The organism is Acinetobacter sp. YQ_14, assembly GCF_043102985.1.
In the GTDB taxonomy this organism is placed as follows: Bacteria; Pseudomonadota; Gammaproteobacteria; order Pseudomonadales; family Moraxellaceae; genus Acinetobacter; species Acinetobacter venetianus.
Map to the genome: position 1 here is coordinate 1 of NZ_JBICJJ010000028.1, position 26,654 is coordinate 26,654.

A 26,654-nucleotide genomic window follows, 5' to 3' on the forward strand; every position below is an offset into this window, starting at 1 on the left:
TTTATTGATTAAAAAAATATATGTATGCTAATGTAAAAGATCAAAAACAATAATCTTATAACTATTGAGAAAACATAATGAAAAAAATATTTGGGTTTTAGTATCACTATCAGTATTGATGAATAATAGTATTGAAGCTAAGACCATAACCACATCATTAGCCACTCAGAAAACGGCTGAATATTATCAGCAGCTTATTAAGCAACAGCCGCAAAATCTAGCAGAGTTGGCTTTATTTACGAATTTAATGCCTAAAGGAGCAGATTTACATCATCACTATTCAGGTTCTATCTATGCTGAAACCTATTTGGACTGGGTGGATGCACAAGGCTTTTGTATTTATATCGTTAGTACTGAAAGTAAGAAATTATATAGTATTGAAAAGAATCCCAAAGATATTAAAGGTTTAGATAAAGTAAATTGTGTTAGTGCTGCTTCAGTAAGAAGTCATAATGAGTGGTACATAGGTATTTTAAAAACATGGTCAGATAAGGACTACAGTAATCATTACCATATTCAGCCTCCGCCGAATCAGCAGTTCTTTAATACTTTTGGATATTTTGGAGAAGTATCATCCTATAAGTTTAATCAAGGTTTTCAACAATTAAAACAACGCGCCAAAGAGGAGAATGTCAGCTATATTGAAACCATGCTGACAAGTAGCCCTACGCTTGAGCTATCTGATATTGCTGCATTACTTACAAAAATAAATGCACAAAGTACTGATGAAGAGCAAGCTATATTGATAGAACAAGCACTTGTTTTACTTCGTGCAAATAATGATTTAAATAAAGAAATTAACAATTATTTAAATATTATTGATAATGCAGCTGTAGGCTTGGATGATGATCAGTTTACTTTACGTTTTCAAACTTATGTTTCACGTAATAATCAACCTGCGAAGGTTTTGAGCGGTCTTTATAGTGCATTTGTGGCTGTATCGAAAAATCCACATTTAGTGGCTGTCAATATTGTAGGTCCTGAGAATGGTTATGTGGCGATGCGGGATTATGCTTTGCATATGCAAATGTTTAAAGTATTAAAGAAACAATTCCCTAATGTGAAGCTTGCATTACATGCAGGAGAGTTAGCTCTTGGTATGGTACCGCCTGAAGGCTTAAAATCACATATTCATGATGCAATCAAGGTTGCTGGTGCTCAGAGAATAGGACATGGTATTGATATTGTGCATGAACATGAGCCGATTCATTTACTTGATCTCATGAATAAGAATGATATTGCTGTTGAGATTAACTTAACCAGTAATGCTTTTATTTTGGGGATTAAGCCAAATGAACATCCAATTCAGCTTTATCAGAAGTTTAAAGTACCTTATGTCATTTCAACGGATGATTCAGGCGTTTCCCGTAATAATCTAAGTTATGAATATTTGCTGTATACAAGCAATTATCAACCGAGTAATCAATCGCTGAAAGATACTGTGTATCGTAGTATTCAATATTCTTTTTTAAACGAAGTCGAGAAGCAACGAGAAATCCAGAAATTGAACCAACGGTTTTTGACGTTTGAGCAAAAAATTGCATCAATACCTTAAATGTTGAGAGAGTGTGATTTTAAGAATTTATTTCTTGTTTTTAGAATTATAAAAAGGAAACTTTTGTGCTCAATATCATTGTTCAGTTAATGGGCGGAATTGGTCTATTGCTTTTAGGTATGTCTTTGATGACAGATAGCCTAAAAGCAATGGCTGGTGAAGCATTAAGACAATGGTTGGTTCGATTTACCAACTCCCCAATAAAAGCTGTTCTATCAGGTATTGGCTTAACCGTAGTTGTACAATCTTCAACAGCAACAACTTTAGCAACAATTGGTTTTGTGAGTGCAGGAGTATTAAGTTTCAGTCATGCAATCGGTGTGATTATCGGAGCAAATATTGGAACAACGAGTACTGGCTGGATGGTGGCATTGTTAGGCCTGAAATTTTCTATAGCCAGTTTTGCCTTACCATTGATCGGGGTGGGAGCTTTATTAAAACTATTAGGTAAAGAGAAAATCGCATTTATTGGCTTAACTTTAGCAGGCTTCGGTTTACTGTTTTTTGGCATTCAAATATTACAAGATGCCATGAGTGGTGTTGCTGAATTGATTGATTTGTCACGTTGGGCTGAACCAACATTCATGATGAAATTGATTTTAGTTGCTGTCGGTATTCTCATGACGATTTTGCTTCAATCATCAAGTGCAGCGATTACAACCACATTAGCAGCCTTATCGACTCAAACAATTAATTTAGAACAAACTTTAGCACTGGTGATTGGTCAAAATGTAGGAACGGTTGCCACAGCAATTTTAGCTGCGATTGGCGCGACTACAAGTGCTAAGCGTACAGCCGCAGTACATGTTATCTTTAATGTAGTAACAGCCGTTTTTGCATTTTTTCTATTGTCTCCCGCATTTATGTTGGCTTATCAGTATTTTCAATTGATTCCCCAACTTGATTCTGTGTTATTAGTTGCTGCATTTCATACAGCATTTAGTTTATTAGGTGCATGTATTTTTATGCCACTTTTACCTAAGTTTGAACAACTGATTATTCGACTGCTTCCAGAACAAGAGCCAACGACAACACGTTATTTGGATGAGTCACTTTATAGTGTTCCTGCATTGGCGATTGCAGCAGCAGAGCGAGCATTGTTGAAGTCGATTGCTGATATGTATAAGGTTTTGACTCGAAGCATTCGGGGAGAGATTATTGCTTCATTGGTTAATACAGATGAATATGATCGGACTCTTGCAAAAGTTGAACATTATTTAGAAGAAATGTCTGTTCCTCAATCAAGCAGCGACCAGCATCGATTTATTATTTTGTTGAGGTTAGTGGTATATGTTCGAGTGCTCAAAAATGATCTAGCTGAGGTTGCAAATATTGAATCAATTCAGAAGCAAGATTCCATCTATGACTTAGCACAGCGTTTTGCCACGATTCTTGAGCAAAATATTCATTATTTATTGCAAGAACCTTTTGCAAATTTACCGAAAGGGCTAGTGAATGATCTCACTGCCATCGCTGAAGAAATGAAAGATAAACAGGAATTCGTGAGGCAGAAGCTTATAGAGGATTCTTCTCAAAAAAATGTATCTGCAACATATACACTAGAGCTTTTGGCTGCACAACGGTGGTTAGAGCATTTGGTGGTTCACTGTAGCCGTGTTGCAATCTTATTGGGTGATACAGAGCAAGAGTTGGTGGATGAAGAGCTAAGTTTAGTGGAATAAATTTTAGTTTGAGATACGATTAATGATGATATTATGATTCTAAATATCTACTTTAAAATCATAATAATATGAGAAGAAAACTCTACTTGGATTATGTGCTCTATGCATTAATAAGCTGTTGCTTCGTGGTTGGGTATGCCTATATTCTTGGCGAATCATTTCAATGGTTGTACTTAGTAATATCTTTCATCTTTGGTATTCTTTTCATGACTTTTGTGATTGTAAGATTGCCAATTTTTAATCAGCATTATGCGCAAAGTGCTTATCCACGCAATCTGATTATTCCGACAAAACCTATGAATAGAGCAAATCAGCGAGCAGCGCCTGTGATGTCAAGTTTATTAACAGGTGTCGTCTTAGGTGTGACCTTTTATAGCTTTGGGGTTGAACAGTTTAAAGTTGAATGCTTTGTCGGAGCTATTACTTCAGGTGTAATGAGTTTTTATTTTGAACCCAAAGTATAATTCGCCTAAACATCTAGTTTTTTCATAAAAGATAAAGTTTTCTACTTTTCTCCTCAGCTGACACGCCTATAATGATTGAGAATCATTCCAAATCTAATAAGGAAATAACATGTCTACCGATCAACAATTTCCAATACCTGCCAACTTAGGGATCGCAGTTTATTCAAATAATGCGGAAGCGATTGGTAATACACCTTTAGTTCGCATCAATCGTCTCATTAAAACTGGCGCAACTGTATTGGCAAAAGTTGAAAGCCGTAACCCTGCATTCTCAGTGAAATGCCGTATTGGTGCAGCGTTGATTGCGGATGCTGAAAAACGTGGCGTACTGAAAGCAGGGATGCATATTGTTGAGCCAACTAGTGGTAATACAGGGATTGCTTTGGCATTCGTTGCAGCAGCAAAAGGTTATCCAATTACCTTAACTATGCCCGCAAGTATGAGTCTCGAGCGTAGAAAAGTATTAAAAGCTCTAGGTGCAAATCTTGTACTGACTGAGCCTGCTAAAGGCATGAAAGGTGCTGTAGATGAAGCAGTTCGTTTAGCGACTGAGAACCCTGGACTTTATTTCCTACCACAACAATTTGAAAACCCAGCCAACCCTCAAATTCATGTCGATACGACTGGTCCTGAAATCTGGCAAGCAACCAATGGACAAGTTGATATTCTTGTCGCTGGTGTTGGTACTGGCGGTACGATTACAGGTATTTCACGCTATTTTGAGCAAGTTCAGAATAAGCCAATTTATTCTGTTGCCGTTGAACCTGCTGAGTCTCCAATCATTACACAAACAAAAAATGGTGAAAGCATTACACCTGCACCACACAAGATTCAAGGGATCGGAGCAAACTTCATTCCTAAGAACTTAGATTTAGATTTGGTCGATGAAGTTGTACCTGTAAACAGTGCTGATGCGATTGAATGGGCACGAAAATGTGCTACTCAAGAAGGCATCTTGGTCGGTATTTCTAGTGGTGCAGCTTTGGCCGCAGCCGCTCAGATTGCAGAGCGTCCTGAAAATGCAGGCAAAACTATTGTTGTCATCCTTCCAGATAGTGGCGAGCGTTATTTATCCTCAGTACTTTTTGAAGGTTTATTTGACGAAGCTTAATTGGTTAAGCTGCCAAAAAACCATGCTTTCAAGCATGGTTTTTTATTGAAGTTAGAGTGCTTTCTTCAAGGTTTTTTCATGTCGTTTGACTGAGCGTGCGTATTTTTTTGCTTTGTGGCGTGTCCAAAAACTACGTTTATAACCTGTTGGTCCAACATTGTAATAAGCAACGGCTTTCGACCAACTTCCAGCAGATTTATAGTAACTTGCCAATACAAATGCACCACAATTAACATTGACTGTTTCATCGTACAGATTGCCTGGGCAAGATTGACGCCAATGGCTTGGAATAATTTGGGTTAAACCGACTGCACCCGTTGGGGAGCGTGCAGAACTGTTATAGTTTGACTCTTGGCGAATTAGTGCTGCCAGTAGCGTGGGTGATACATCATAACGATCAGCACTTTGCACAATAATGGGCGAGATACGATTTGCAGTATTGGGTGATACAGAATAAGCAGTTTGTAACCCTGAAGATAGTTGAGTTGAGCGATGAGCAAATGATCCACTTAGACTGCTACATGCACTCATGCTGATGGCAATCACAACAAGACTGATTTTTAAAAACACTGAGCTTAGATTTTTAAAGGTGATATGTTGATCAGACGTAGATGTAATTTGCAAAATATTGAACCGTCAAATGAAGCTCTATGGATGGTATTAATTCAATTTGAATGAGTCAAGGCTGTTATTTTATCATGTTGATAAACTTAAAATTCAGTTTGTAAAAAAGCCCCGACATCCTGTCGAGGCTTTTTCATATTTGGTTTCTTGCCGTTAACTCCTGTCAACGACCACGTCCTGTGCTTCTTGTTGTTCTGAATGAGACTTCCTATCTCTTTATGACTCTCATCATAGAACTATATACTTTAGTCGTATATTCGCCAATCACTGCAACGTGTGTACGTTTAAACTTACAGGGCTTCTTTTAAAGCTTGTTCATGGCGTTTTACTGAGCTGGCATATTTATGTGCCTGTTGCCGCATATAGAGGCTTCTTTTATAGCCTGTTGGTCCTACATTGTAGTAACCCAGTGCTTTGATCCAATCACCTGTAGATTCATGGTAACGAGAGAGAATATATGCACCGCAATTAATATTGATTTGCTCATCATAAAGATTACCTGGGCAGGTCTGTTGCCAAAACTTAGGGCGAACTTGAGTTAAACCAACCGCATCTGCGGATGATTTTGCGTTGCTAATATAGCTTGACTCTTGGCGGATTAGGGCTGCGAGTAAATGTGGTGAGATGTTATAGCGATCAGCAGTTTGTAAAATAATGGGTGCAACACGATTTGCAGTGGTGGGATGAACCGAATAAGCGTTTTGAATGCCCGTAGAAAACTGCTGAGAATGGTTGACTGTTGGTGCTTTAGTGGTGCTACAGGCAACGGTTAAATATGAGCTTAGGAAAAGGATACACAACTTAAGAAACGTATTTTGAAACCGAGAAAAAGAGAACTTGTTGTAAGTTATCATCGTTGAAAAAGTTTAACCATCATATAAAAAACAAGAGGATAGTATGGAGGTCAACTTATTGAGTCAATGGTAGCTGTTTAGCTAAATCGTTTGTTTTTATATATTCAGCTTGATCTAGTACACATAAAAAAAGCCCCGACATCCTGTCGAGGCTTTCTCGTATTTGTTTCTTGCCGTCAACTCCTGTCAACGACCACATCCTATGGATCTTGTTATTCTGAATGAGACATCCTATCTCTTTATGGTTTTATAGTAAGCGAAAAATATTTGGGAGCATATTCGTCAATTGCCACAGCTGGCTGTACGTTAAAACCTACAAAAGATCTTAAAAAGATTCTAACGATCTTTAAGAATAAAATTCACGATTCTTTGAGCAATAGGTGCACAGATCAATACACTTGGAAAAGCAAACATCCAAGCAATAATCCATGCTGACATCCACATTGAAAAAAAATGCTCAATAAAACCAACTGCTTTAAGCGTGGTAATTCCTGAAATCAAAAAAGACATCATACAAGACAAAATGAATGGAAATAAAAGCCTTGAAGCCTTCATCAGTTAACCCCTTGGTATGCACTTAAGGTCAATGCAATGTTTTGCCCAAATAATTGAGCCGTTTTAATATCACCAACATGGAATGCATGAGCTGCACTGGCATGTTCGGCTTGAGCCATTAATCCAGACCATGAACCTAATCGATTGACTGCCTCAGTATAGGCAACGCCATGATGTTGGCTCGGTCGTATTGGATTACCGACCCATATCATACCGTGTTGCATACAAAAGGTGAAAAGTGAAATAAGCGTTGACTGTTTATCTCCTGCAGGAAGAGATGAGACCGTAAATCCTGCCGATAATTTTCCTCTAAAGCTTTGCTTTTTCCATAAAGGGCCAGTGCGATCCATCAGCTGTTTGAGAGGACTAGATACACCTCCAAGATAGGTAGGTGAACCCCAAATTAAAGCGTCATATTGAATAAGTTGCTCAGGCTGATGTATTAATTGTTCGGTTGTAAATAAATCAATTTGAATATGATCGACCAGCGCAGCCCCGAGTTGAATTTGCTCGGCGATAAATCGGGTATGACCTTGGTGACTATGATAAATAATTGCGATTGATTTCATGATTGAGGCCCTTAATTGAATAATTTTAAAAATTTGGCTGCGAGATATAAACCACATCCGAAAATACCGTGGTTGATGAGACTTTTAAGACGGTTGAGCCAAGGCTCTGGAATATTTGCAGCTGCTATACCAGCACCCATAGCAGGTTGCATAATCAAAAAGGGAACTAGCACCGTGATCAGGCCGAAAGCGAAAGCGCTATAAAACTGTGGCTGAATGAGCCAAGTTTCCCCCGCGAAAAGAATAAAAATAAAAGCAAACAAGACGCCGACACTGTAATGCGTACACCAACCCAATAGAGATTCATGTTGAATCTGAGGACTTTGGCTAATCGAGTGATGTCGAGTCTTCCCTTTAAATATCCAACCGATCCAACGGCCCAATAAGGCGAAATTTAAAGTCGGAATATTCAGTTGCATTAGGATGAATAACCAAATATCCATGACAATCGTTGCACCAATACCTAAGACGAGTATCTGAAATAATTGCTCGAAAAAGTTCATGAATTCACCTCAATTCCATCTCTACAAATGTGATAAATTCATTGTGCAAGTTCAAGTCAACTTGAAGTCAAGAGGTATTTATGGATATTGGTGAAGTCGCAAAAAAAGCGAATGTTGCTCCTTCAACTTTACGTTTTTACGAAGAGAAAGGATTAATCAAATCTATTGGGCGACAAGGTTTGCGTCGTCAATATGCCAAACAAGTTTTAGATCAGTTAGCATTGATTGCATTGGGGCGGGCAGCAGGCTTTTGTTTAGATGAAATTGCAACAATGTTTGGACAGGATGGTCAGCCAGAGCTAGATAGAGGCTTGTTGAATGAAAAAGCCGAACAGCTCGAGAAGATGACACGACGGCTACATTTGATTAGTGAAGGTTTAAGGCATGCAGCGGTTTGTCCGGCTGAGAATCACCTGCAATGCCCAACGTTTCAAAATTTTTTAAAAGCCGCAATTGCAGGAGAATATCAGCCGACCAAGTTGTAGCAAAAGTATCCGAGTAAATAGGCATGTCATTGTATCGCCATAAAGATTTCATTTTATTGAAGTCAAAGTTTCATAAAAACTTGTTCTAATTTTCTTAATTTTTTTACCAAACGTATAAAATGATGAACAAGAAAACTGTATTGGCTTTGATCTGTGCGACAACTTTTGGATTAAGCGCCTGTAATGATGATAACCAAGATCAAAATACATCAATAGAAAAAGTCACTGAGCCAACTTTGGTTTCTTTTGCCAAACTTCCTGTTGAAACTTACGCAGCTGGCCCTGATTCTGGTCAAGCTGTTCAAGGTGCTAACGGCATTTATCCACCCTTTAAAGGACAGCCTGTACAAGGTTTTTCTGCTGCACTGAAAAACGATGATGGCAGCTATATGGCGATGTCTGATAATGGTTTTGGTACACAAGATAATTCAGCGGATTATTTACTTAGAATTTATAAGCTAAAAGCTGATTTTAAAACTAAGTCGAAAGGAACTGGACAAGTCGAAGTACACAGCTTTATTCAGTTACGTGACCCGAATAAGCGCATTCCATTTGATATTGTGAATGGCAATACCGCCGAGCGCTTATTGACAGGTGCAGATTTTGACCCTGAGTCTATGCAACGCACAGCGGATGGAACATATTGGATTGGCGACGAATTTGGCCCATATTTACTTCATTTTTCCGCTGAAGGTGTCTTGCTGGATGCACCTATTCCATTGCCGAATCCATTGAACCCAGCGCAAGAATTACGTTCACCACAAAATCAATTCAACAAAGCCAATATCAATTATGTTGAACCATTGGTTCCGCAGAGTGGTGGTTTTGAGGGAATGGCAATTTCTCCAGATAGAAAATATTTATATCCATTGCTTGAGAAGCCATTGAAGTCGATTCGAGAAGGTGAGCGTTTATTATTAATTTCTCAGTTTGATGTGCAGAAAAAAGCTTATACAGGACAATACTATTGGTTCGCTTTAGATAGTAAAGCCACGAATATCGGTGATTTCCAGTTGTTCAATGACAAAGAAGGCATCATCATTGAGCGTGATGCCAGCCAAAATAATTTAGGTGGCTATAAGAAATTAATTAAGATCAAGTTTAATGATGCTGCTCAAACGGTAGTGCGTGAAGACTTGGTTGATTTAATGAAGATTGCCAATCCAAATGCTTTATATGGTGCTGCACGAGAAGGTGATATTGGTACAGACCGTGTTTTTGCATTTCCATTTGAAACGATCGAAGATGTGATTATTGAAAATGGTACAACGCTGACTGTGCTAAATGATAATAATTTTCCGGGTTCAACGGGACGTAACGCCAAACTGGCGGATGATAATGAAATTATTCAAATTCGTTTGCCAAAAGCACTATTTTAAACTTTAGGTCAAAAATGGCCTAAATGATCATTTCTCATTTTGGTTGAAAGCGTATACTGATCAGGCATAAGGAGTCGTAATGTCTGAGTCAGTTATACGCCCAACTCATATCGAATATGGTTCGAAATCGTTTACAGCGATTTTATGGTCATTGTTCTTTGCTGGTTTTGCTTCATTTTCATCGTTGTACTGTGTGCAGCCAATGATGCCAATTTTTGCAAAATTCTTTGACGTGACTCCGACACAAAGTAGTTTGCCCCTTTCTTTTTCCACAATTGCGCTCGCAATCGGCTTGTTATTTACAGGCTTTATTTCTGATCGGTTTGGACGTAAACCGATCATGGTGTTTGCTTTATTCCTCGTCTCTGTGCTGTTACTGGTCAGTGCATCTTTTCCTGTTTGGGAAATCTTTCTCACGACTCGTATTTTTATTGGCTTGGCAGTCAGTGGTGTTGCCGCAGTCGCAATGACCTATATTGGTGAGGAAATAGCTCAGAATGATATTGGCTTTGCCATGGGATTATATATTTCGGGCACGGCGATAGGTGGTATGGGCGGACGTTTGATAGCTGGGGTCTTGGTTGACTTTATTTCTTGGCAGTCTGCAACGTATATCATCGGTTTTTTAAACTTTATTATTGCGTGTCTATTTTATTTATTATTGCCGAAATCACAGCATTTTAAACCTTATCCTTTCCGTTTTTCGCGTTTTAAAGCGGCATTTGAACAGAACCTTAAAGATCCGAAATTGCGTATTTTATTTGCGCAAGGCTTTATCTTAATGGGTTGTTTGGTGACTGTATTTAACTACATCAGTTATCACCTGTTAGAAGCGCCATTTCATTTGTCACAAACATGGATTGGTCTGATTTCGATTGCTTATTTAGCGGGTATTTATAGCTCTCCTAAAGCGGCGAAATGGGGCTTTCAGTATGGGCGCGATAAAGTGCTTCCTATTTTACTGTTGACCATGATCGTAGGTTTGCTGATCACCTTGATTCCCACACTTTGGGCGATCTTACTTGGCTTAACGATTTTTACTTTTTCTTTCTTTGCCGCACATTCAACAGCAAGTAGTTGGGTTTCAGTACAAGCCGTACAATATCGTGCAGTCGCATCTTCTTTATATCTGTTCTGTTATTACATTGGTTCAAGTTTACTTGGTAGTAGTGGCGGCTTGATTTGGGAAAATTTTGGTTGGGTTGGGATCAATTTCAGTGTCGGGATGATATTGGTGCTTGGGCTAATTTTAGCGGCTCATCTTAAACGCTTATAAGATATTCTATTTACTAGAATTTGTACTAATTAACTAAATTTTAACAAGGATAATAAATTTGAATCATTTAGAAAGTTTGATTGCGGAATATTATGATTGGAAGGGATATTTGGTTAAGAAGAATCTGAAAGTCGGGAAGTTGAGTCATGGTGGCTGGGAAATGGAACTGGATATTATTGCTTTTAATCCAATTACTCAGCATTTAATCCATATTGAGCCATCTATAGATGCATATTCGTGGGAAATTAGAGAAAGTAGATTTAAGAAGAAGTTTGAGTCGGGTGAAAAATATATGTTTAGTAATGTTTTTCCATGGTTGGATGAAAACACACCCGTTGAGAGAATTATTGTTTTACCTGCACATTCGGCTGGTCGGGATTATTTATGTGGAGCTAAAATCTTTTCGCTAGATGAGTTTATGCTCAAGATAAAGAATGACATTATGAAATGCGGAAAGATGGCAAGAAATGCAATTCCTGAGCAATATCCATTATTAAGAACGATTCAGTTGGTAACGAATGGTTATTACAGGCCTCATTGATAGCTGCGCTTGAAAATTTATAGATTGTGATTAAACTTTATACAAATAATTTGTTATCTCCTTGTTCTTGAATGTTTTATAAACAAGGAAAATGAATGGAATTCATGTTAAAATGATCGGCTTTCATTTTAGGGGCTAAAATACCACCAGCCCCGATAGATGTCTCTCCTTCATCTGCTAGCCGAGATTCGCAAGCCATGTCTACTGCCTACACCATGCAGACCGCGCCAAAAGCGCTGTTTGATTACGACAAATATTGGGCGTCGTGTTTTGAACCCGCACCATTTTTGCCGATGACACGAGAAGAAATGGATCTGCTCGGTTGGGATGCATGTGACTTCATTTTGGTGTGTGGTGATGCTTATATCGACCATCCATCATTTGTATCAGGTGTGATTGGACGTGTACTTGAAGCACAAGGTTTCCGAGTAGGAATCATTGCGCAACCCGATTGGACCAATGTTGAAAGTTTCCGAGTATTAGGTAAACCAACAATCGCATGGGGTGTGACTGCGGGGAATATGGATTCGATGATTAACCGTTATACGGCTGATCGTAAGATCCGTTCTGATGATGCATATTCTCCAAACAATGAAGCGAACAAGCGACCAGACCGTGCGGCAACGGTTTACTGTCAGCGTTGTCGTGAAGCGTTTCCTGACGTTCCAGTGTTATTGGGTGGTATTGAAGGCAGCTTGCGTCGTATTGCGCATTATGATTACTGGTCAGACAAGGTTCGCCGTTCGATTTTAATGGATTCGAAAGCAGACCTGTTGATGTATGGTAATGGTGAGCGTGCCATTATTGACGTCATGCATCGTTTAGCCAAAGGTGAGAAAATCCACGAGATTACGGATGTTCGTGGTACAGCATTTATTATTAATAAACATAACAAAGCATCTAAAGCAAAATTCGTTGAAATTGCTAGTAATGACATCGATACCATTGGACGTGTTGATCCAATTATCAATCCCTATGTGATGACTGAAGATATTGATGGCTGTGAAGTTGAAAAAGAAAAAGGCAACTCACTGGCACAATATCAAAATTTCCAAAAAGAAATCGTTGCTAATCCAATCGTTCGAGAAGGGGATAATTTAGACCCTGATACTCAGATCGTACAATTAAAGCCTGCACCATCAAAAGCAATTAAACATAAGCTGCCACCGCGTGAATTAGCAGTGATTCGTTTGCCTTCTTTTGAAGAAGTTGCTGATGATCAAGTACTTTATGCACATGCGAACCGTATTTTGCATTTGGAAACCAATCCGGGTAATGCGCGCGCTTTGGTGCAACGTCACGGTGAGCGTGATGTTTGGATTAATCCACCACCAATTCCGCTAACGACTGAGGAAATGGACTACGTATTTGATTTACCGTATGCACGTTTACCGCATCCGTCTTATGAGAATGCACGTTTTCCTGCCTTTGATATGATCAAATTCTCGGTCAATATTATGCGTGGTTGTTTTGGTGGTTGTACGTTCTGTTCGATCACTGAACATGAAGGTCGTATTATCCAAAACCGTTCGGAAGATTCGATTTTACGTGAAATTGAAAAAATCCGTGACACTGCACCTAACTTCACTGGGATTATCTCGGATTTAGGTGGGCCTACGGCAAACATGTATCGTTTGCACTGTAACGATCCTGAAATTGAAAAGAACTGTCGTAAACCATCCTGTGTCTATCCGGGTGTGTGTCAAAACTTACATACCGATCATGCACCATTGGTTCAACTGTATCGTAAAGCGCGTGAAATCAAAGGTGTGAAGAAGATTCTGATTGGTTCTGGTCTGCGTTATGACCTCGCGGTACTCAACCCTGAATATGTGAAAGAATTGGTACAGCACCATGTCGGCGGTTATCTGAAAATTGCGCCTGAACATACCGAAAATGGCCCATTATCGAAGATGATGAAACCGGGGATTGGGACGTATGATCGCTTCAAGCAAATGTTTGAGCGTTTCAGTAAAGAAGCAGGTAAGGAACAATATTTAATTCCTTACTTTATTGCTGCACATCCGGGGACCACGGATTACGACATGATGAATTTGGCGATTTGGTTGAAGAAGAATGGCTTCCGTGCTGATCAGGTACAAACCTTCTATCCATCACCAATGGCAACTGCGACCACGATGTATTATTCAGGCAAAAATCCGTTGTCTAAAGTGGCGCGTTATACCGAGAATGTCGATATTGTGAAGGGTGAAAAACGTCGCCGTCTGCACAAAGCATTCTTACGTTACCATGATCCAAATAACTGGCCATTGTTACGTGAAGCTTTGAAAGAAATGGGACGTTCAGACCTCATTGGTAATTCAAAGCAGCATTTGATTCCGACGTATCAACCACAAGGTACGGCTGAAGGTGAATATAAGTCAGCGCGTAAGAAGAATTCGAGTGTTGCTGGGGATTCTGCAAAACGTAATGGTCAACAAAATCAGTCACGTTCGCAGTCAGGTCAAAAACGTCCACAAAAAGGACAGGTTTTAACTCAACATAATGGTTTACCGCCTCGCGAAACAGGTGAGAAAAGACCATTTTCAGGAAAGCCTAAACAAAAAGCCAAAGCACAGCGCTAACTGAACAAAAGAAGGCATTCAATAGAATGCCTTCTTTTTAAGTAATATTGTGAGTTGTGTCACATCGGCTTTAATTTTTCATAACGCAATAGAAACATATACTGACAATATCAACTTGAATATTTACTGCTCGATGATTATAAATAAAAGGGCAGCAAACTTTTACGACTTTGGTCGGCTTGTAAAAAAGGATGAATAATTTTAAGTTTGTATTGCTAAAATGACTTTGCTATCGCTTGCTTTTGACTAAAAAAGTATTGATTAAAAAAATTGGCATCATAGCCAAAATGATTATAAAAAATCTAAAGGATTGGTTAGAAATGTATTATTTCATAACAATAGTAGGATTGCTGCTAATTGCAGCACTTGTGCTTCGGCGTTTACACCAAAATCAACGTCAAGACAGCCCCTTAAAGAGACGTGGTATTCTCACCATTTCAGAACAGATCACCTTGATGCGTCTTCAGGCTGTGTTACCAAGACATACGATTTTAGCGCATGTGTCTTTTGATGCATTATTAACGACTAAATACGCTCATACGCGCCGTAAATATCAAGGTTTAGTTGCTGATTTCGTTGTATTAGATCAACAACATCAGGTTTTGGTTGTGATTGAGATTGTTGATGAGTCTTATGTGAACCGCCTTCATCAAAAACATTACCAAGATAGTTTGCTTGAGCTGGCTGGTTATCGAGTTTTGCGTTATAGCAGTATTCCAACTGAGCAAGAGTTACGTGATGATTTGGTATCTGATCCATTAGAACCCAATACCACAATTTCGACAGTATCAACAGGTATGGTACAAGCAGAACATATCATGAAATATAATATGTTCGCTGCAAAGTCTTAATCTGGCTTCACGGCTGTGACCGTCATTTCAACTAAAACATCAGGTGCATACAGTTTAGATTCTACGCAAGTACGTGCTGGGGGGTGACCCTCAGCAATCCACGCATCCCATACTGCATTCATTGCTGCATAATCTTTCTCAATGTCTTTTAAAAAAATCAACACGGATAAAATATGTGTTTTATCTGTTCCTGCTTCGGCAAGTAAACGATCAATATTGTCTAAGGTCTGCTGTGTCTGTGCAGCCGCATCTACACTGGTATCATCTGCAAGCTGACCTGCCAAATGAACTAAATTTCCTGAGATTGCGACTTCACAAAAACGAGAGGTGACATGTAGTCGTTGCACAGACATTTTATGTTCCTAATAAGAATAGATTTTGTTTAATTGTAATAGATGAGATAAACCTAGAGTGTAAATTTGTTTTAAGTCAAATCCTAAAAGCTTGTATTTCCATCAAGTGACGTTGATAGAAAAATAAAGCACAGCGTTGTTGTGGACAGACAATCAAGCTGCCCAAATTTAAAAATTGAATATTGGCATATCGTAGTTGATTTAAACAGGTTGCGATAGAGCTATGCAGAGGGCACAGTTGTTTCAGTTGACTAATCGTTGCATAAGCGCTGTGATACATATCATTATTCCTTTTTCAATTTTGAAAAAATGGGCGAAATCGCTTCGCCCAATGATGATTTATGTGCTTTGTTGTTCAGATTGATACCAGTTGACATGACGTGTAATGAACATGACGCAGGCGATGAGAATAAAGGAGAGGATGGAGCCAAATAAGAAGGTCTTACCGCTAGATTGTAGTAATAGATACATCATGCTGTACAAAATGCTTAGCAGAACTCCAAATAAAAATGCGGCTTTAAATCCTTTAACGACGAAATACAAATACCATGTGATTAAGCCAATACAAGCGATTGCCGCGATCAGATATGCCCAAGCGAATGCATAGTATTCACTGATTGAAAGCAATAAAACAAAGAATACGCCTTGTGCCATTGCAACAAGTGCATATTGGATGGGATGGATTTTTAGTTGTTTTAAAACTTCGAATAAAAAGAAGCATCCAAAGGTAATAATGATCACCATAACACCATATTTAATGGCACGATCTGTTTGTGTATAGATGTTTACAGGGTCTAGAAATTGAGTAGAAATACCAGAAATATTGGCTCTGGATGCATTACTTTCATATTGATTGTCTGGATTTTCTCTAGAATTGAGCGCTTGATAGAAACATTGGCTATTTTCACATAGGGCGATACGATCCAAATTTCGCTTACCTAAAGCGATATTTTTCCAGTCAGCCTGAAAGTGGTTTTTCTGATTGAGTTTTTTGAATGGCAAACTTTGTCCATCATATTTTACATCGCTCCAATTCCCTTGAGCTTGATAGGTCATTTCATAGCTGGTTGGAATAAAACTAAATTCACTGAGTCCTTCAAGTTCAAACTTTAGATTAAACTTAAAACCTTGTTGAAATTTTTGAATCAGTTCAGGATATTGTTGAGTGGTAATATGCATTAAATCAAAGCTATTTTTTCCTTGGCTTTGTTCATAAAAATCAAATTTATAGGTCTTATTTTCAATGTTTAGAATAGGTTTGGCATTGAGTCCACGAGCATCTTGAATCGGGAAGATGATTTCGGCTTGGTCCCATAGATAATGCCGTTGAGATTTATTATCGATTGCTTTAAAAGAACCTTTGCCTGACATTGAATTTTGATAGCTAATCGCTTTGTAAATTGTGCGCTTATATGTGTTATCGGATACTTTGAATTGCGCACGCCAGTCCGCAGATTCTGCACCTAGAACAATAAAAAGAGTTTGGTTGCAGCTATAGGTTTTCTTATCCTCATCTGTGCATGTTGTTTGGACTTGATAGGGCAATTTTAAGTAAGGTGCGATGATTTGTTGTGGTCGAATTTGTTCATTTGCAATATCATTAATCACTTGTTGTTGATAGCTTTGGCGTTCAGAAACGAGATTGGAAATAAATAGAAGTCCAATATAAAAAATGAAAATCAAGAACAGAATTGCTCCGATTTTAAGATGAATAAAGTTACGGCGCATGGTGGAATCCATTGTCATAGTGATATGACAAGTATTCCAAGGTGATATGCATTTTGAATGCGCTCGATTTGAAGTTTATGTGAAGTTTGTATGAAGTGTTAGTGTGACCAGTACGCCCGAGTGGTGATTCTCTAAGAAATCGAGAGCATTTGCAGAGATATTTTGAATCGTAATTTTACCTCGATGTTGCTGAATAATGTGTTGAACAATGCTTAAACCAATCCCAGTACTACGTTGCTGATTATGTGGTCGAGGCAGTGAAAAATAAGTCTCAAAAATACGATTTATCGCGTATGAAGGGATAGACTCTCCCTCATTAAAAAATAAAATTTCGATCTGATGATTCGCATGATCTTGTTTGAGATGAACTGCTATTTTTCCATCGGGAGGGCAAAAGTCCCTTGCATTATCAAGTAGATTATTTAGCGCCTGTTTCAGCCAAAAGGGATCGGCATATATGCTGCAATATTCAGGTAGTTCCAGTTGAATATGGAGATTTTTGAGTTGTAAGGCACTATTTTGCTGTAAAAAGCATTGTTTTAATAATAGGCATAGATCTAATGTTTGGAACTCAAGCGCATGATCATTTTTTTCTAAACGCGTTAATAAAAGCATTCGTTCGATCAAAGACTGTAAGCGCTGACTTTGCTGCATGATATGTTGTGCAAATTGCTGTTGATCTGCTGGTGGTAGATCATCTTGCAATAGCTCTGCACTGGCTTGAATGGCAGTCAGTGGGCTTTTTAGCTCGTGCGTTAATGTATTGACGTAATTTTCAACATAGGCTTTATCTTCAAGTTTCTCACGCATTTCACTGAGTGCTTGGGTCACTTGATTGAGTTCTTTGGCTGAATAAAAGAATGGAGCTTGATTCACAGGTGCAAGTGCTTGCGCATAACGACGAACCCGATCAATGCTATGTTTAAGCCAATACGCCACTATACTGGCAAGCAAAAGACTGAGCGCTGCTATCCAAAGTGCTTGATAAATCAATTGCTGTTCTGCACGAGCAATATAGGGCTGTACTGACTGGTTGGGCTTACCAATACTGACCACACCGAGCAACTGTTGTTTATAAATGATCGGTGCGGCGATATGCATCACACTGCTATTGCGGTCATCAGGGTTCGTTGCTGTAGAGCGCGCGCCGTATTTTCCTCTTAAGGTTAAATAGACGTCATTCCATTGAGAATAATCCTGTCCAACAGCTTTTCCTTCTGAATCATAAATCACAATGCCATGCTGATCAGTAATATAAAGCTGTTGATTAATTTCTTCTTTTTTATGCTGCCAAATGGTTGCATCAAGTTGACGAGATAATGCAGCTTGAACTTTTTGATTAAATTCAGGCGTATTGACTTGATGTTGATACACATCTTCAGCAATGAGTTGGGCAATAATATTGGCATTTTCGGCAAGCGTGTCTTCAACCACTTGTCGTACATTGGGTTTCACTTGTTGAGTGAGTGTATAAGCGATAAAGCTTAAACTGAGTACAACGACTAAGCTAAAGAAAAACCAAATGCGAATAAAGATGGACATGTTTTAATCCAACTTCATTAAACTATAACCAAAACCTCGATGGGTTCGTATTGGGTCATCGTCTGGCGTAATTTGTTTGAGCTTTTGTCTTAAGCTTTTGATATGTGTATCGACAGTTCGTTCCAAACTATGCTCTGGGTGTTCCCAAATATGGTCCATCAATTGTTGGCGACTAAAGACCTGCTCAGGATGCTGAATTAGCAAAAATAACAAGCGGTATTCATATCGCGTAAGTTGCAACATTTGCCCATGATATTGGATTTGTAAGGCTTGTGGATTACATGACCATGTTGCCGATTGCAAAGTAACGTCAGTTTCAGGAATTTCAAGTGATGCGGTTACAGGCTGTGCTTGAATCTCCATTCTACGCCAAATCGCTTTGATTCTCGCCACGATTTCTCGCGCGCTAAATGGCTTGCTGCAATAATCATCAGCGCCAATTTCCAGCCCTACAACACGATCAATTTCATCGTCTCGAGCGGTTAAAAAAAGTAAAGGGGTATGATCTTTTCTGCGAAGTTGTTTACACACTTCAAAACCATTCATATCAGGTAAGCCGACATCAAGAATAATAAAATCAAAAGTTTGTAATGCACTCATTGCTAAAGCTTGAGTACCCGTATTTGCCCAATGAACAGTCCATCCTTCACGCTCAAGCGCATAACGGAGTGGTAGAATAATCGCAGCTTCGTCTTCAACACAAAGAATTTGTTTAGGGTTCATGATCTCGTTGTAATCAATCGTTTTCTGATTTTATTAAATTGAGTTTATCTGAACTTATTGAGCAATGCAGAAGATTCTAAGAATTTTTATCGCTAGTGGAAATATGTATGAAGGACACCAAAAGTGCCCTGTAATATTCGGATTTGATCGTCACGCCAACCACAGGAGCAGATGCTAAAAGCGAGGATTTCTTTAGCATGGGCAGGTAACAAGGATAAAGTTACTGCGCTGCCTAGAGTACTGAAAACTGGATAAAAAGCAAACATAAATTTAAGTGAGCGCTGTGCTTTTGTGTAAAAAATCAGCACTACCACAATGAAAGTTGGGATTCTTCCTGAGCTTGTTGAAGTTGATATACACCAACACCGACTAAGCGGAATTGAAAATCAGGATCTATATGCATTTCTTCGAGTAGTTGAATCACAACTTGTTGCAAATCATGTTGTGATTGCAAAGGACTTTTAAAGCTCTTGCTGTGTTGTAGCACCTGAAAATTCTTGAGTTTTAATTTGACGTTTACACCACGCGCTGTAAGTTGTTTTTTATTCAGGCTGCGCCAAACTTGTTCACTGAGCGGTTGCCAAGCATGTTGGCATTGAGCAAGGGTATAGTCATCATCAAAGGTAATTTCTTTTGATATCTGTTGGCGTTCACGCTCTGCTTTTACAGGACGATGATCAATGCCTTGCGCATATAAATATAGTTGCTTTCCATATTTACCGAAATGATGAATCAGCACATTTTCGTCAATTTGTTGCAGATCACCAAGTGTATGTAGATTGAGCTGATTAAGTTTTTCTTGAGTAACCTTACCGACCCCTGGAATTTTATTCAGCGCTAAATCTTGGATAAATTTTAGGACTTGATGGGGCTTAATCACAAACAAACCATTGGGTTTATTCCAGTCCGATGCAATTTTTGCCAAAAACTTATTTGGAGCAACACCCGCAGAGGCGGTTAGCCCCGTAACGGCAAAAATATCAGCTCGAATTTGTGTCGCAACTTCCGTTGCGCTCGAAATATTTTTTAAATTTTCCGTGACATCTAAATAAGCTTCATCTAAAGAAAGTGGCTCAATGAGCGGTGTGTATTTTTGGAAAATCTGATGAATTTGAGCTGAAACTTCACGATATTTTTCAAAATGCGGTTCGATCACCACCACTTGCGGACAAAGCTTTTTTGCCTGTCCCATCGACATTGCTGAACGTAAGCCAAACACTCGTGCAGGATAGGACGCTGCTGCGATGACGGCACGAGGATGATGAGAGGAAATGACCACAGGCAAGTCTTTAAGCTCAGGGCGATCTCTGAGTTCGACTGATGCATAAAAGGCATCCATATCGATATGAATGATTTTGCGCAGTTCATTTGCCATCTTGAATGCCTTGTTCTTGTAAAAACAGAAACCATTCTTTTGGTGATTCTGCATAGACATTTAAGTCCACTGCTTTAGGCACGCCTTGAATTTTACCTTGACTGGTATGCTGCCAAAACATCCATTTTCGACCATCTTTCAGTTCAGGTTTTGATTCATAATCTCTCACCCATAAAGGTGTTTGATTAAAATTGCCCATCAATACGATGTGATAAAAGCTTTTAGAAATATAAAAAATGGGCTGTTTACCGTAATGCTTCTGAAGTTGGTCATGCATCACTTGGATTTCTTTAAGCAACTGCTCTTTGGTATAGGTATTAATACAATTACTGTCATATTCGAGATCGATGACAGGCGGTAATGCATCCGTTTTATTGGGCACAGTCGCTATAAAATTTTCTGCTTGAACTTGCCCATCGCGACATAAACGATAGAAGTGATAGGCACCGACATGTAAACCCTGTTCACGCGCTTTTAGCCAGTTTTCTTGAAATTTTCGATCTTTAAAGTCACCACCTTCAGTCGCCTTGAGGTAAACAAACTGATAATGCTGCGGTGAAATTTTTTTCCAATCAATATCACCTTGATGATGAGATACATCAAAACCACGAATTGAATAATCTTTTGCAGATGCTTTCTGTTGGTAGAACAAACCGAAATAGCTCACTAATCCAAGCATGAGTGCTAAACCAACACTGGTGAGCGTTGGATAATACTGGGAAAGTCGTTGTTTCGGTTTTGTCTTGGTCATGGTTGTTCAGTTATGCGATTTCGAGTTGAGTATCAGATTTACAATATTGATCATGCAGTAATTGTACGCGTTTCGCTTTGGGATGGCTGAGTTGGTGACCAAATTGTTCTATAAATCTACAGGATGCATAATTTTGAGCATGTTGTTGATAGTTTTGAACCCAATCTGCTCGTTGTGCAATTCGTTCTTGCTGAACGGGCCATATCCCTTGTCGCAAGCGTTCAACTCCGATGCGCCAAGGTTTGGGACTAATGCGAGCACGAAAACAATTTTGATTTTTGCACATCAGGACATAACAACTGTCCGTTGAAATGGCTTGGAATAAGTTTTGTGCTGGTTCACCCCGAGGATCAAAAGTTTGATGCATAACTAAAATGCGATAACCATTCGGCGTACGATAGACGCGTAAATGCCAATCAGGATGTTGTTGTGAGAAGTGACGGATTTTTTCTAAGGCACGTTGTGCTGGTGTGCCTGTAAATTTGGATTGAATATGGAATAACCATTTACTGATCAGGCCAGTTATAAATAATGCGATGACACATCCAAAGCCGAAGATCCACCAAGAACTCAAGTAAATCGTACACAGGCCGCTCAAGCTGAGTAGGGTAAGAAATACAGTCGTAGCAAGCTTCGAGCTAGGATGATGGATCAGATCAACATCAGCAAATAATACATCAGGTGTATTTAGGCACAACGCTCCGTAGCTATTTCGGGTAATGATGACATCATCCTGTTGGGCAATAATTTCCTCCCGAATCGGTAAACCTTCAGCGCCGTTATAAGCGACTTTATGATCGAGTCGGCGAATCTTTTTGTCTTTTTTAAGTTGTTCTATCGCTCCAGCAACACGTTGTTCAGCATGCTGTTGAGTAGATTCTACGTTTTGATCCGACCAACCAAAGCGTTTAATCGTATATTGTCGGCCTTCAAATTTCATTTTAGTTTTCGCTTCAGCCCAATATCGCGGGATGATCATGTGGTTTTCCTTATTGTCATTGTGAGTGTAGGGTTGATCGTTCTTTTTAGTCTGTTGTGTCTTTGGGAATCTGCCAAAACACAAGTGCTGTAATGATGTTGATACAGCCAAGTGTGATCAATGTGGCATGAAATGCGGTGTCGATGGTCGCTGTTGTAAAATGTTGCTCAAATGTATTGATCAGTGTACCTGCTAACGCCACGCCCATACTCATGGATAACATCATGATCATTGATAAGAAACTATTGCCACTACTGGCGTCTTGTTGTGGCAAATCTTTTAAAGTAAATGTATTCATGCCGACAAATTGCAGTGAATTTAAAGTCCCAAAAATAAATAGATGGAGCACTTTCAGCCAAAGGGGAGTTGCCGCTGTCATCAACGAAAAACTGATGATACATAATCCGACTAGCACCGTATTGGTCAGTAAGAAACGACGATAGCCGACATGCTGAATTAAGGGGCGAACAATTGGCTTCGAGAATAAAGAACCCAAAACAGCAGGGATCATCATTAAACCCGTGATAAATGGCTCAAACCCAAAAGCAACTTGTAGCATCAGTGGGAGAAGAAATGGAATTGCATTGCTACCTAAACGTGCGAAAAAGTTACCGAGCACGCCGATCGAATAGAGTTTGTAGCGGAATAAACGTCCATGGAATAGTGCATTTTGATGGCTATGCGCATGATAGGCATAGCTACAGGTTGCAATCACTCCAACGATTAACAGACTTAGACTGACCCAGTGTGAATACTGCGGTGAGGCAATATTTTCGATTCCGAGAGATAGTCCAACCATGGCAACCATCAATAAAATAAAACCGCTCAAATCGAAATGTTTTACTGTAGGCTCTTTCTGATTCGGCATGACTTTCAGAGTCATGATCATCCCGAGAATACCCATCGGAATGTTAATGAGGAATATCCAATGCCATGTGCTGACCTCGACCAACCAACCACCCAAGGACGGTCCCATTAATGGCCCAAGCAAACCTGCTAAGCTCATTAAGCTCATCGCGGACAAGAATTGCGAACGGGGAATCAATTTGAGTAGTGCCAAACGCCCGACAGGCATCAATAATGCACCGCCAATGCCTTGAATCACACGGAAAAATAGCAGTTGTTCTAGGTTTTGTGATAAGCCACAGCCCAGAGACGCCAAGCTGAAAATGACCATTGCGCTGAGATAAATATTACGAATACCAAAGCGATCCGCCAACCAGCCACTTAACGGAATACAAGCTGCAACGGATAAGACATAGGCCACAATGACACCATGCATTTGCAAGGGATTTTCATTGAGTTGTACTGCCATCGCTGGAATGGCGGTATTAACGATTGTGGTATCCAAGGCTTGCATAAAAAAGCCAATCGACACCAAAAATACCAACAGTCGAAATTCAGGTTGTACAGCTTGATGCGTGGTCGTTGTCATAAGTTGTGACGAATTAAAAGTCAGCTTTAGTTTAAAGCAACTCTGCCTGAAATAAAGCCAAAAATTGTCAAAGAGTCGTCATTGAACTGACATGAAAGTGTCATCGAACTTGCACCTCACAACACTAGATTAGCCATATAAAAGAATTGTATGGAAATTGAGCATGAAATTTAAGATTTCAGTTTTATTGGCAGCAATGCTGTCTGTGGGGTTGGTTGCTTGTAATGATGATAATGACAACCACAACAATACGCCTGAAGTAGTTGAGCCTACGCCTGAGACGATTAAACTCAGTTTATTGGGTCGATATGAAACCAATATATTTGCTCAAAGCGCTGCGGAAATTCCTGCCTATGACGCAGCAGCCAAACGTCTATTTGTCGTAAATGCCCAAAAAGGTTTGGTTGATGTATTAGATGTCTCAGCACCTGAAAAGCCTGTGCATATCGCAGAGCTTTCTGCACGCGCCTATTTGACAGATTCAGAAGTAAATAGTGTTGCCGTGAAAAATGGAATCGTTGCGATTGCAGTTCAAGCAGCCAATAAAACAGATGTGGGAGTTGTCGCATTCTTTAATGCGAAGGATTTGAGTTTTATCAGCAAAGTTGCAGTCGGTGCATTGCCTGATATGGTGACTTTTAGCCCCGATGGCAATACGGTACTGGTCGCAAATGAGGCTGAACCGAATGATGATTATTCTATTGATCCTGAAGGTTCGGTCAGCATTATTGATGTGCATAATATTCAACAACCGAAAGCCAGTGTTGCTGATTTTAAAGCATGGAATAACCAAAAAGCTGATTTGATTGCAAAAGGTGTGCGTATTTTTGGGCCAAATGCAACCGTTGCTCAAGACTTAGAGCCTGAATACATCACGGTCTCTGCTGACAGCAAAACTGCATGGGTGACTTTGCAGGAAAATAATGCAATCGCACGCATTGATCTTGCACAGCAAAAAGTAACGGACATTTACCCATTGGGTTACAAAGATCATGGTCAAGTGGGCAATGAGTTAGATGTCAGTGATAAAGATGGATTGATCAATATTAAAACGTGGGCAGGTCTGGTAGGTATGTACCAACCTGATTCGATTGCCAATTATCAAGCCAATGGACAAACCTATTTAGTTACTGCAAATGAAGGCGATAGCCGTGAATGGTTGGCTGATGAAGATGCTTATTTTGCAGGGGACATGACCAAAGGTTATGTTGAAAATATTCGAATGAAACATTTGTTTAATAGCAAAGGTTTCAATGCAGACGGTGATTATCCTGCCCATTTACAGAAGTTTGCGAATGGGGTGAAAGGTGCAAAACTCAACCCAGTCACTTTTGCTTACTGCGGCGCAACAGCGACTGAAGCGGGTGATTGCCGTAAAGACCCAAATCTCGGGCGTTTGAATATCGCATGGAATATGGGTTATCAAACCAATGCCGATGGTTCGCCAAAGTTAGATGCCAACGGTTTATTAACCTATGACAAGCTTTATGCATATGGTGCACGTTCATTTAGCATTTGGAATACACAAGCTCAGCTCGTTTGGGATTCAGGCAGTGAGTTTGAGAAGAAAACAGCAGAATTGTTCCCAGCGTATTTTAATAGTGATCATGAAGAAGCTGCCTTTGATGACCGTAGTGATAATAAAGGGCCTGAACCCGAAGGAATTGCGGTGGGTGCTATTGGCAAAAAGACCTTCGCATTTATTGGTTTAGAGCGTATGAGTGGCATTATGGTGTATGATATCAGCACGCCAAATCAGCCGAAGTTTATTGAATATTTCAGCACACGTAACTTTGCTGAGGCAGATACAGCGAAACAAGGTGATTTAGGGCCAGAAGGATTAATTTTTATTGCAGCTAAAGATGCACCAAACGGTAAGCCGCTTTTGGTGGTGGGCAATGAAGTGAGTGGTTCAACTGCAATTTACCAAATCAACGTGCAGTAGAGTAGACCCAAAAAAAGCGGATAATTTGATCCGCTTTTTTATCTATTTTTGCTTAAACTTCGATATGTGTTGGTGTGCTTAGATTTTTGATGACGCTGGAAATTTGTTCAAGCGTATCGCAGATGATTACTTTCGCGCGATGTTGTGGAGGTAAAAAACCTTCTTCGACAGCATGATCTAGCTGTGCGATCAGCGGATCATAGAAACGATTCACGTTATAAATGATCATAGGTTTTTGATGTTGGTTGAGCTGTCCCCATGTCGCGATTTCAAGAATTTCTTCGAAAGTTCCAAGACCACCTGGCAATGCAATAAATGCATTTGCACGCTCAGCCATAAGCGCTTTACGTTCATGCATGGTTTTTACAATATGCAATTCAGTGAGTTTGCTGTGGGCAATTTCATAATCCAGCATAAATTCAGGAATCACACCAACCACTTCACCGCTATGTTCCAGTACAGTATCGGCGACTTGTCCCATTAAGCCGATACTTGCACCACCATAAACGATACCAAAACCTTGATTGGCAATGTGTTGAGCAAGTTCGATGGCTTTATCACGATAAATGGGTTTATTGCCTGTACGTGAACCGCAATATAAAGCAATAAGAGGTTGAGTTGTTTTTGGGAGAGTAATCGTTTTATTTTCAGTCATTCTTAATACACTATTCATTTCGTTTATTTTCACCTTATCATTTTCATTGTGCTTGTCTAGGCTAAATCACTTTTATGACAGTTTTATGCACATTTTACATACAATGCCTATTTGTCATTGTGAGAAAGAATTTG

At 39.4% G+C, this 26,654-nt stretch carries 26 protein-coding genes; 11 read left to right on the plus strand and 15 right to left on the minus strand.

Annotation, left to right across the window (positions count from 1 at the left end; genetic code table 11):
- The first annotated feature begins 118 nt into the window (after positions 1–118).
- From ACF8D3_RS15350 to cysK, 4 genes are all read left to right on the plus strand, one after another.
- Positions 119–1,555, plus strand: coding sequence for a hypothetical protein (locus tag ACF8D3_RS15350; protein WP_392472254.1), 1,437 nt, complete (start codon positions 119–121; stop codon positions 1,553–1,555).
- 65 nt (positions 1,556–1,620) lie between these two features.
- Positions 1,621–3,237, plus strand: a complete 1,617-nt coding sequence (locus ACF8D3_RS15355; RefSeq protein WP_392472256.1) for a Na/Pi cotransporter family protein — start codon at positions 1,621–1,623, stop codon at positions 3,235–3,237.
- 206 nt (positions 3,238–3,443) lie between these two features.
- Positions 3,444–3,701, plus strand: a complete 258-nt coding sequence (locus ACF8D3_RS15360; protein ID WP_392472258.1) for a hypothetical protein — start codon at positions 3,444–3,446, stop codon at positions 3,699–3,701.
- Positions 3,702–3,810: 109 nt separating this feature from the next.
- Positions 3,811–4,812: a cysteine synthase A gene (gene cysK, locus ACF8D3_RS15365; protein ID WP_392472261.1), complete on the plus strand. Its 1,002-nt coding sequence runs from the start codon at positions 3,811–3,813 to the stop codon at positions 4,810–4,812.
- A gap of 51 nt (positions 4,813–4,863) precedes the next feature.
- Here the strand turns inward: cysK and ACF8D3_RS15370 are convergent, their stop codons facing one another.
- The 5 genes from ACF8D3_RS15370 to ACF8D3_RS15390 all read right to left on the minus strand — a co-directional run bounded on the left by ACF8D3_RS15370 (position 4,864) and on the right by ACF8D3_RS15390 (position 7,917).
- Positions 4,864–5,343 carry a lytic transglycosylase domain-containing protein gene (locus ACF8D3_RS15370; protein WP_241775553.1) on the minus strand — a complete coding sequence of 160 codons (480 nt, stop codon included), beginning with the start codon at positions 5,341–5,343 and terminating at the stop codon, positions 4,864–4,866.
- Between the two features lie 383 nt (positions 5,344–5,726).
- The gene (locus ACF8D3_RS15375; RefSeq protein ID WP_392472262.1) at positions 5,727–6,290 is read right to left on the minus strand and encodes a lytic transglycosylase domain-containing protein; all 564 of its coding nucleotides are present in this window, start codon (positions 6,288–6,290) and stop codon (positions 5,727–5,729) included.
- A gap of 336 nt (positions 6,291–6,626) precedes the next feature.
- On the minus strand, positions 6,627–6,845 hold the full coding sequence (locus ACF8D3_RS15380) for a DUF2798 domain-containing protein (RefSeq protein WP_004876265.1): 219 nt from the start codon (positions 6,843–6,845) through the stop codon (positions 6,627–6,629).
- Positions 6,845–7,414 (minus strand): flavodoxin family protein, encoded by a 570-nt coding sequence (locus ACF8D3_RS15385; protein ID WP_392472263.1) that lies wholly within the window; start codon positions 7,412–7,414, stop codon positions 6,845–6,847. Before ACF8D3_RS15385 ends, ACF8D3_RS15380 begins: the two co-directional genes overlap by 1 nt.
- An 11-nt stretch (positions 7,415–7,425) precedes the next feature.
- On the minus strand, positions 7,426–7,917 hold the full coding sequence (locus ACF8D3_RS15390; protein ID WP_392472264.1) for a DUF2938 domain-containing protein: 492 nt from the start codon (positions 7,915–7,917) through the stop codon (positions 7,426–7,428).
- Positions 7,918–7,997: 80 nt separating this feature from the next.
- Between ACF8D3_RS15390 and ACF8D3_RS15395 the strand changes: the two genes are divergently transcribed.
- From ACF8D3_RS15395 to ACF8D3_RS15420, 6 genes are all read left to right on the plus strand, one after another.
- A complete protein-coding gene (locus ACF8D3_RS15395) occupies positions 7,998–8,402 on the plus strand; it encodes a helix-turn-helix domain-containing protein (RefSeq protein ID WP_392472266.1) in 405 nt (134 codons plus the stop codon).
- Between the two features lie 122 nt (positions 8,403–8,524).
- Positions 8,525–9,781, plus strand: a complete 1,257-nt coding sequence (locus ACF8D3_RS15400) for an esterase-like activity of phytase family protein (RefSeq protein WP_392472268.1) — start codon at positions 8,525–8,527, stop codon at positions 9,779–9,781.
- Between the two features lie 79 nt (positions 9,782–9,860).
- Complete coding sequence (locus ACF8D3_RS15405; RefSeq protein WP_392472270.1) at positions 9,861–11,057, plus strand: MFS transporter; 1,197 nt, start codon at positions 9,861–9,863, stop codon at positions 11,055–11,057.
- Positions 11,058–11,115: 58 nt separating this feature from the next.
- Positions 11,116–11,598 carry a hypothetical protein gene (locus tag ACF8D3_RS15410; protein ID WP_007482617.1) on the plus strand — a complete coding sequence of 161 codons (483 nt, stop codon included), beginning with the start codon at positions 11,116–11,118 and terminating at the stop codon, positions 11,596–11,598.
- Positions 11,599–11,795: 197 nt separating this feature from the next.
- Positions 11,796–14,183, plus strand: a complete 2,388-nt coding sequence (locus tag ACF8D3_RS15415; RefSeq protein WP_392472271.1) for a YgiQ family radical SAM protein — start codon at positions 11,796–11,798, stop codon at positions 14,181–14,183.
- Between the two features lie 320 nt (positions 14,184–14,503).
- Entirely contained in the window at positions 14,504–15,034 is a 531-nt protein-coding gene (locus ACF8D3_RS15420) for a DUF2726 domain-containing protein (RefSeq protein WP_023013617.1), read from the plus strand.
- Here ACF8D3_RS15420 and ACF8D3_RS15425 read toward each other — a convergent pair.
- From ACF8D3_RS15425 to mdtD, 9 genes are all read right to left on the minus strand, one after another.
- The gene (locus ACF8D3_RS15425) at positions 15,031–15,387 is read right to left on the minus strand and encodes a RidA family protein (RefSeq protein WP_004876275.1); all 357 of its coding nucleotides are present in this window, start codon (positions 15,385–15,387) and stop codon (positions 15,031–15,033) included. The genes ACF8D3_RS15420 and ACF8D3_RS15425 overlap by 4 nt on opposite strands.
- A gap of 76 nt (positions 15,388–15,463) precedes the next feature.
- Positions 15,464–15,667 (minus strand): hypothetical protein, encoded by a 204-nt coding sequence (locus tag ACF8D3_RS15430; protein WP_023013618.1) that lies wholly within the window; start codon positions 15,665–15,667, stop codon positions 15,464–15,466.
- A 59-nt stretch (positions 15,668–15,726) separates the two neighbouring features.
- On the minus strand, positions 15,727–17,115 hold the full coding sequence (gene creD, locus ACF8D3_RS15435) for a cell envelope integrity protein CreD (RefSeq protein ID WP_004876277.1): 1,389 nt from the start codon (positions 17,113–17,115) through the stop codon (positions 15,727–15,729).
- 75 nt (positions 17,116–17,190) lie between these two features.
- A complete protein-coding gene (gene creC, locus ACF8D3_RS15440) occupies positions 17,191–18,657 on the minus strand; it encodes a two-component system sensor histidine kinase CreC (RefSeq protein WP_392472275.1) in 1,467 nt (488 codons plus the stop codon).
- 3 nt (positions 18,658–18,660) lie between these two features.
- Positions 18,661–19,383 carry a two-component system response regulator CreB gene (gene creB, locus ACF8D3_RS15445; protein ID WP_161626786.1) on the minus strand — a complete coding sequence of 241 codons (723 nt, stop codon included), beginning with the start codon at positions 19,381–19,383 and terminating at the stop codon, positions 18,661–18,663.
- A 304-nt stretch (positions 19,384–19,687) separates the two neighbouring features.
- Positions 19,688–20,743, minus strand: coding sequence for a DNA polymerase IV (gene dinB / locus ACF8D3_RS15450; RefSeq protein ID WP_392472351.1), 1,056 nt, complete (start codon positions 20,741–20,743; stop codon positions 19,688–19,690).
- A 1-nt stretch (position 20,744) separates the two neighbouring features.
- Positions 20,745–21,506, minus strand: a complete 762-nt coding sequence (locus ACF8D3_RS15455) for a GH25 family lysozyme (RefSeq protein ID WP_392472276.1) — start codon at positions 21,504–21,506, stop codon at positions 20,745–20,747.
- 10 nt (positions 21,507–21,516) lie between these two features.
- Complete coding sequence (locus tag ACF8D3_RS15460) at positions 21,517–22,485, minus strand: hypothetical protein (protein ID WP_392472279.1); 969 nt, start codon at positions 22,483–22,485, stop codon at positions 21,517–21,519.
- A 46-nt stretch (positions 22,486–22,531) separates the two neighbouring features.
- Positions 22,532–23,920 carry a multidrug transporter subunit MdtD gene (gene mdtD / locus ACF8D3_RS15465; protein ID WP_023013624.1) on the minus strand — a complete coding sequence of 463 codons (1,389 nt, stop codon included), beginning with the start codon at positions 23,918–23,920 and terminating at the stop codon, positions 22,532–22,534.
- Between the two features lie 163 nt (positions 23,921–24,083).
- On the opposite strand from mdtD, the gene ACF8D3_RS15470 reads away from it, so the two are divergent.
- Positions 24,084–25,865 (plus strand): choice-of-anchor I family protein, encoded by a 1,782-nt coding sequence (locus tag ACF8D3_RS15470; RefSeq protein ID WP_392472281.1) that lies wholly within the window; start codon positions 24,084–24,086, stop codon positions 25,863–25,865.
- A 52-nt stretch (positions 25,866–25,917) separates the two neighbouring features.
- Here the strand turns inward: ACF8D3_RS15470 and ACF8D3_RS15475 are convergent, their stop codons facing one another.
- Complete coding sequence (locus ACF8D3_RS15475) at positions 25,918–26,538, minus strand: TIGR00730 family Rossman fold protein (RefSeq protein ID WP_026094243.1); 621 nt, start codon at positions 26,536–26,538, stop codon at positions 25,918–25,920.
- Positions 26,539–26,654: the final 116 nt, after the last annotated feature.

What these genes read in the sequence shown, in the direction of transcription:
- ACF8D3_RS15350 (WP_392472254.1), top strand. Translation starts at nt 119, where the DNA reads ATGAATAATAGTATTGAAGCTAAGACCATAACCACATCATTAGCCACT.
- ACF8D3_RS15360 (WP_392472258.1), top strand. Translation starts at nt 3,444, where the DNA reads ATGACTTTTGTGATTGTAAGATTGCCAATTTTTAATCAGCATTATGCG.
- cysK (WP_392472261.1), top strand. Translation starts at nt 3,811, where the DNA reads ATGTCTACCGATCAACAATTTCCAATACCTGCCAACTTAGGGATCGCA.
- ACF8D3_RS15370 (WP_241775553.1), bottom strand. Translation starts at nt 5,343, where the DNA reads ATGAGTGCATGTAGCAGTCTAAGTGGATCATTTGCTCATCGCTCAACT.
- ACF8D3_RS15375 (WP_392472262.1), bottom strand. Translation starts at nt 6,290, where the DNA reads ATGATAACTTACAACAAGTTCTCTTTTTCTCGGTTTCAAAATACGTTT.
- ACF8D3_RS15380 (WP_004876265.1), bottom strand. Translation starts at nt 6,845, where the DNA reads ATGAAGGCTTCAAGGCTTTTATTTCCATTCATTTTGTCTTGTATGATG.
- ACF8D3_RS15385 (WP_392472263.1), bottom strand. Translation starts at nt 7,414, where the DNA reads ATGAAATCAATCGCAATTATTTATCATAGTCACCAAGGTCATACCCGA.
- ACF8D3_RS15390 (WP_392472264.1), bottom strand. Translation starts at nt 7,917, where the DNA reads ATGAACTTTTTCGAGCAATTATTTCAGATACTCGTCTTAGGTATTGGT.
- ACF8D3_RS15395 (WP_392472266.1), top strand. Translation starts at nt 7,998, where the DNA reads ATGGATATTGGTGAAGTCGCAAAAAAAGCGAATGTTGCTCCTTCAACT.
- ACF8D3_RS15400 (WP_392472268.1), top strand. Translation starts at nt 8,525, where the DNA reads ATGAACAAGAAAACTGTATTGGCTTTGATCTGTGCGACAACTTTTGGA.
- ACF8D3_RS15405 (WP_392472270.1), top strand. Translation starts at nt 9,861, where the DNA reads ATGTCTGAGTCAGTTATACGCCCAACTCATATCGAATATGGTTCGAAA.
- ACF8D3_RS15415 (WP_392472271.1), top strand. Translation starts at nt 11,796, where the DNA reads ATGTCTACTGCCTACACCATGCAGACCGCGCCAAAAGCGCTGTTTGAT.
- ACF8D3_RS15420 (WP_023013617.1), top strand. Translation starts at nt 14,504, where the DNA reads ATGTATTATTTCATAACAATAGTAGGATTGCTGCTAATTGCAGCACTT.
- ACF8D3_RS15425 (WP_004876275.1), bottom strand. Translation starts at nt 15,387, where the DNA reads ATGTCTGTGCAACGACTACATGTCACCTCTCGTTTTTGTGAAGTCGCA.
- ACF8D3_RS15430 (WP_023013618.1), bottom strand. Translation starts at nt 15,667, where the DNA reads ATGTATCACAGCGCTTATGCAACGATTAGTCAACTGAAACAACTGTGC.
- creD (WP_004876277.1), bottom strand. Translation starts at nt 17,115, where the DNA reads ATGCGCCGTAACTTTATTCATCTTAAAATCGGAGCAATTCTGTTCTTG.
- creC (WP_392472275.1), bottom strand. Translation starts at nt 18,657, where the DNA reads ATGTCCATCTTTATTCGCATTTGGTTTTTCTTTAGCTTAGTCGTTGTA.
- ACF8D3_RS15455 (WP_392472276.1), bottom strand. Translation starts at nt 21,506, where the DNA reads ATGACCAAGACAAAACCGAAACAACGACTTTCCCAGTATTATCCAACG.
- ACF8D3_RS15460 (WP_392472279.1), bottom strand. Translation starts at nt 22,485, where the DNA reads ATGATCATCCCGCGATATTGGGCTGAAGCGAAAACTAAAATGAAATTT.
- mdtD (WP_023013624.1), bottom strand. Translation starts at nt 23,920, where the DNA reads ATGACAACGACCACGCATCAAGCTGTACAACCTGAATTTCGACTGTTG.
- ACF8D3_RS15470 (WP_392472281.1), top strand. Translation starts at nt 24,084, where the DNA reads ATGAAATTTAAGATTTCAGTTTTATTGGCAGCAATGCTGTCTGTGGGG.
- ACF8D3_RS15475 (WP_026094243.1), bottom strand. Translation starts at nt 26,538, where the DNA reads ATGAATAGTGTATTAAGAATGACTGAAAATAAAACGATTACTCTCCCA.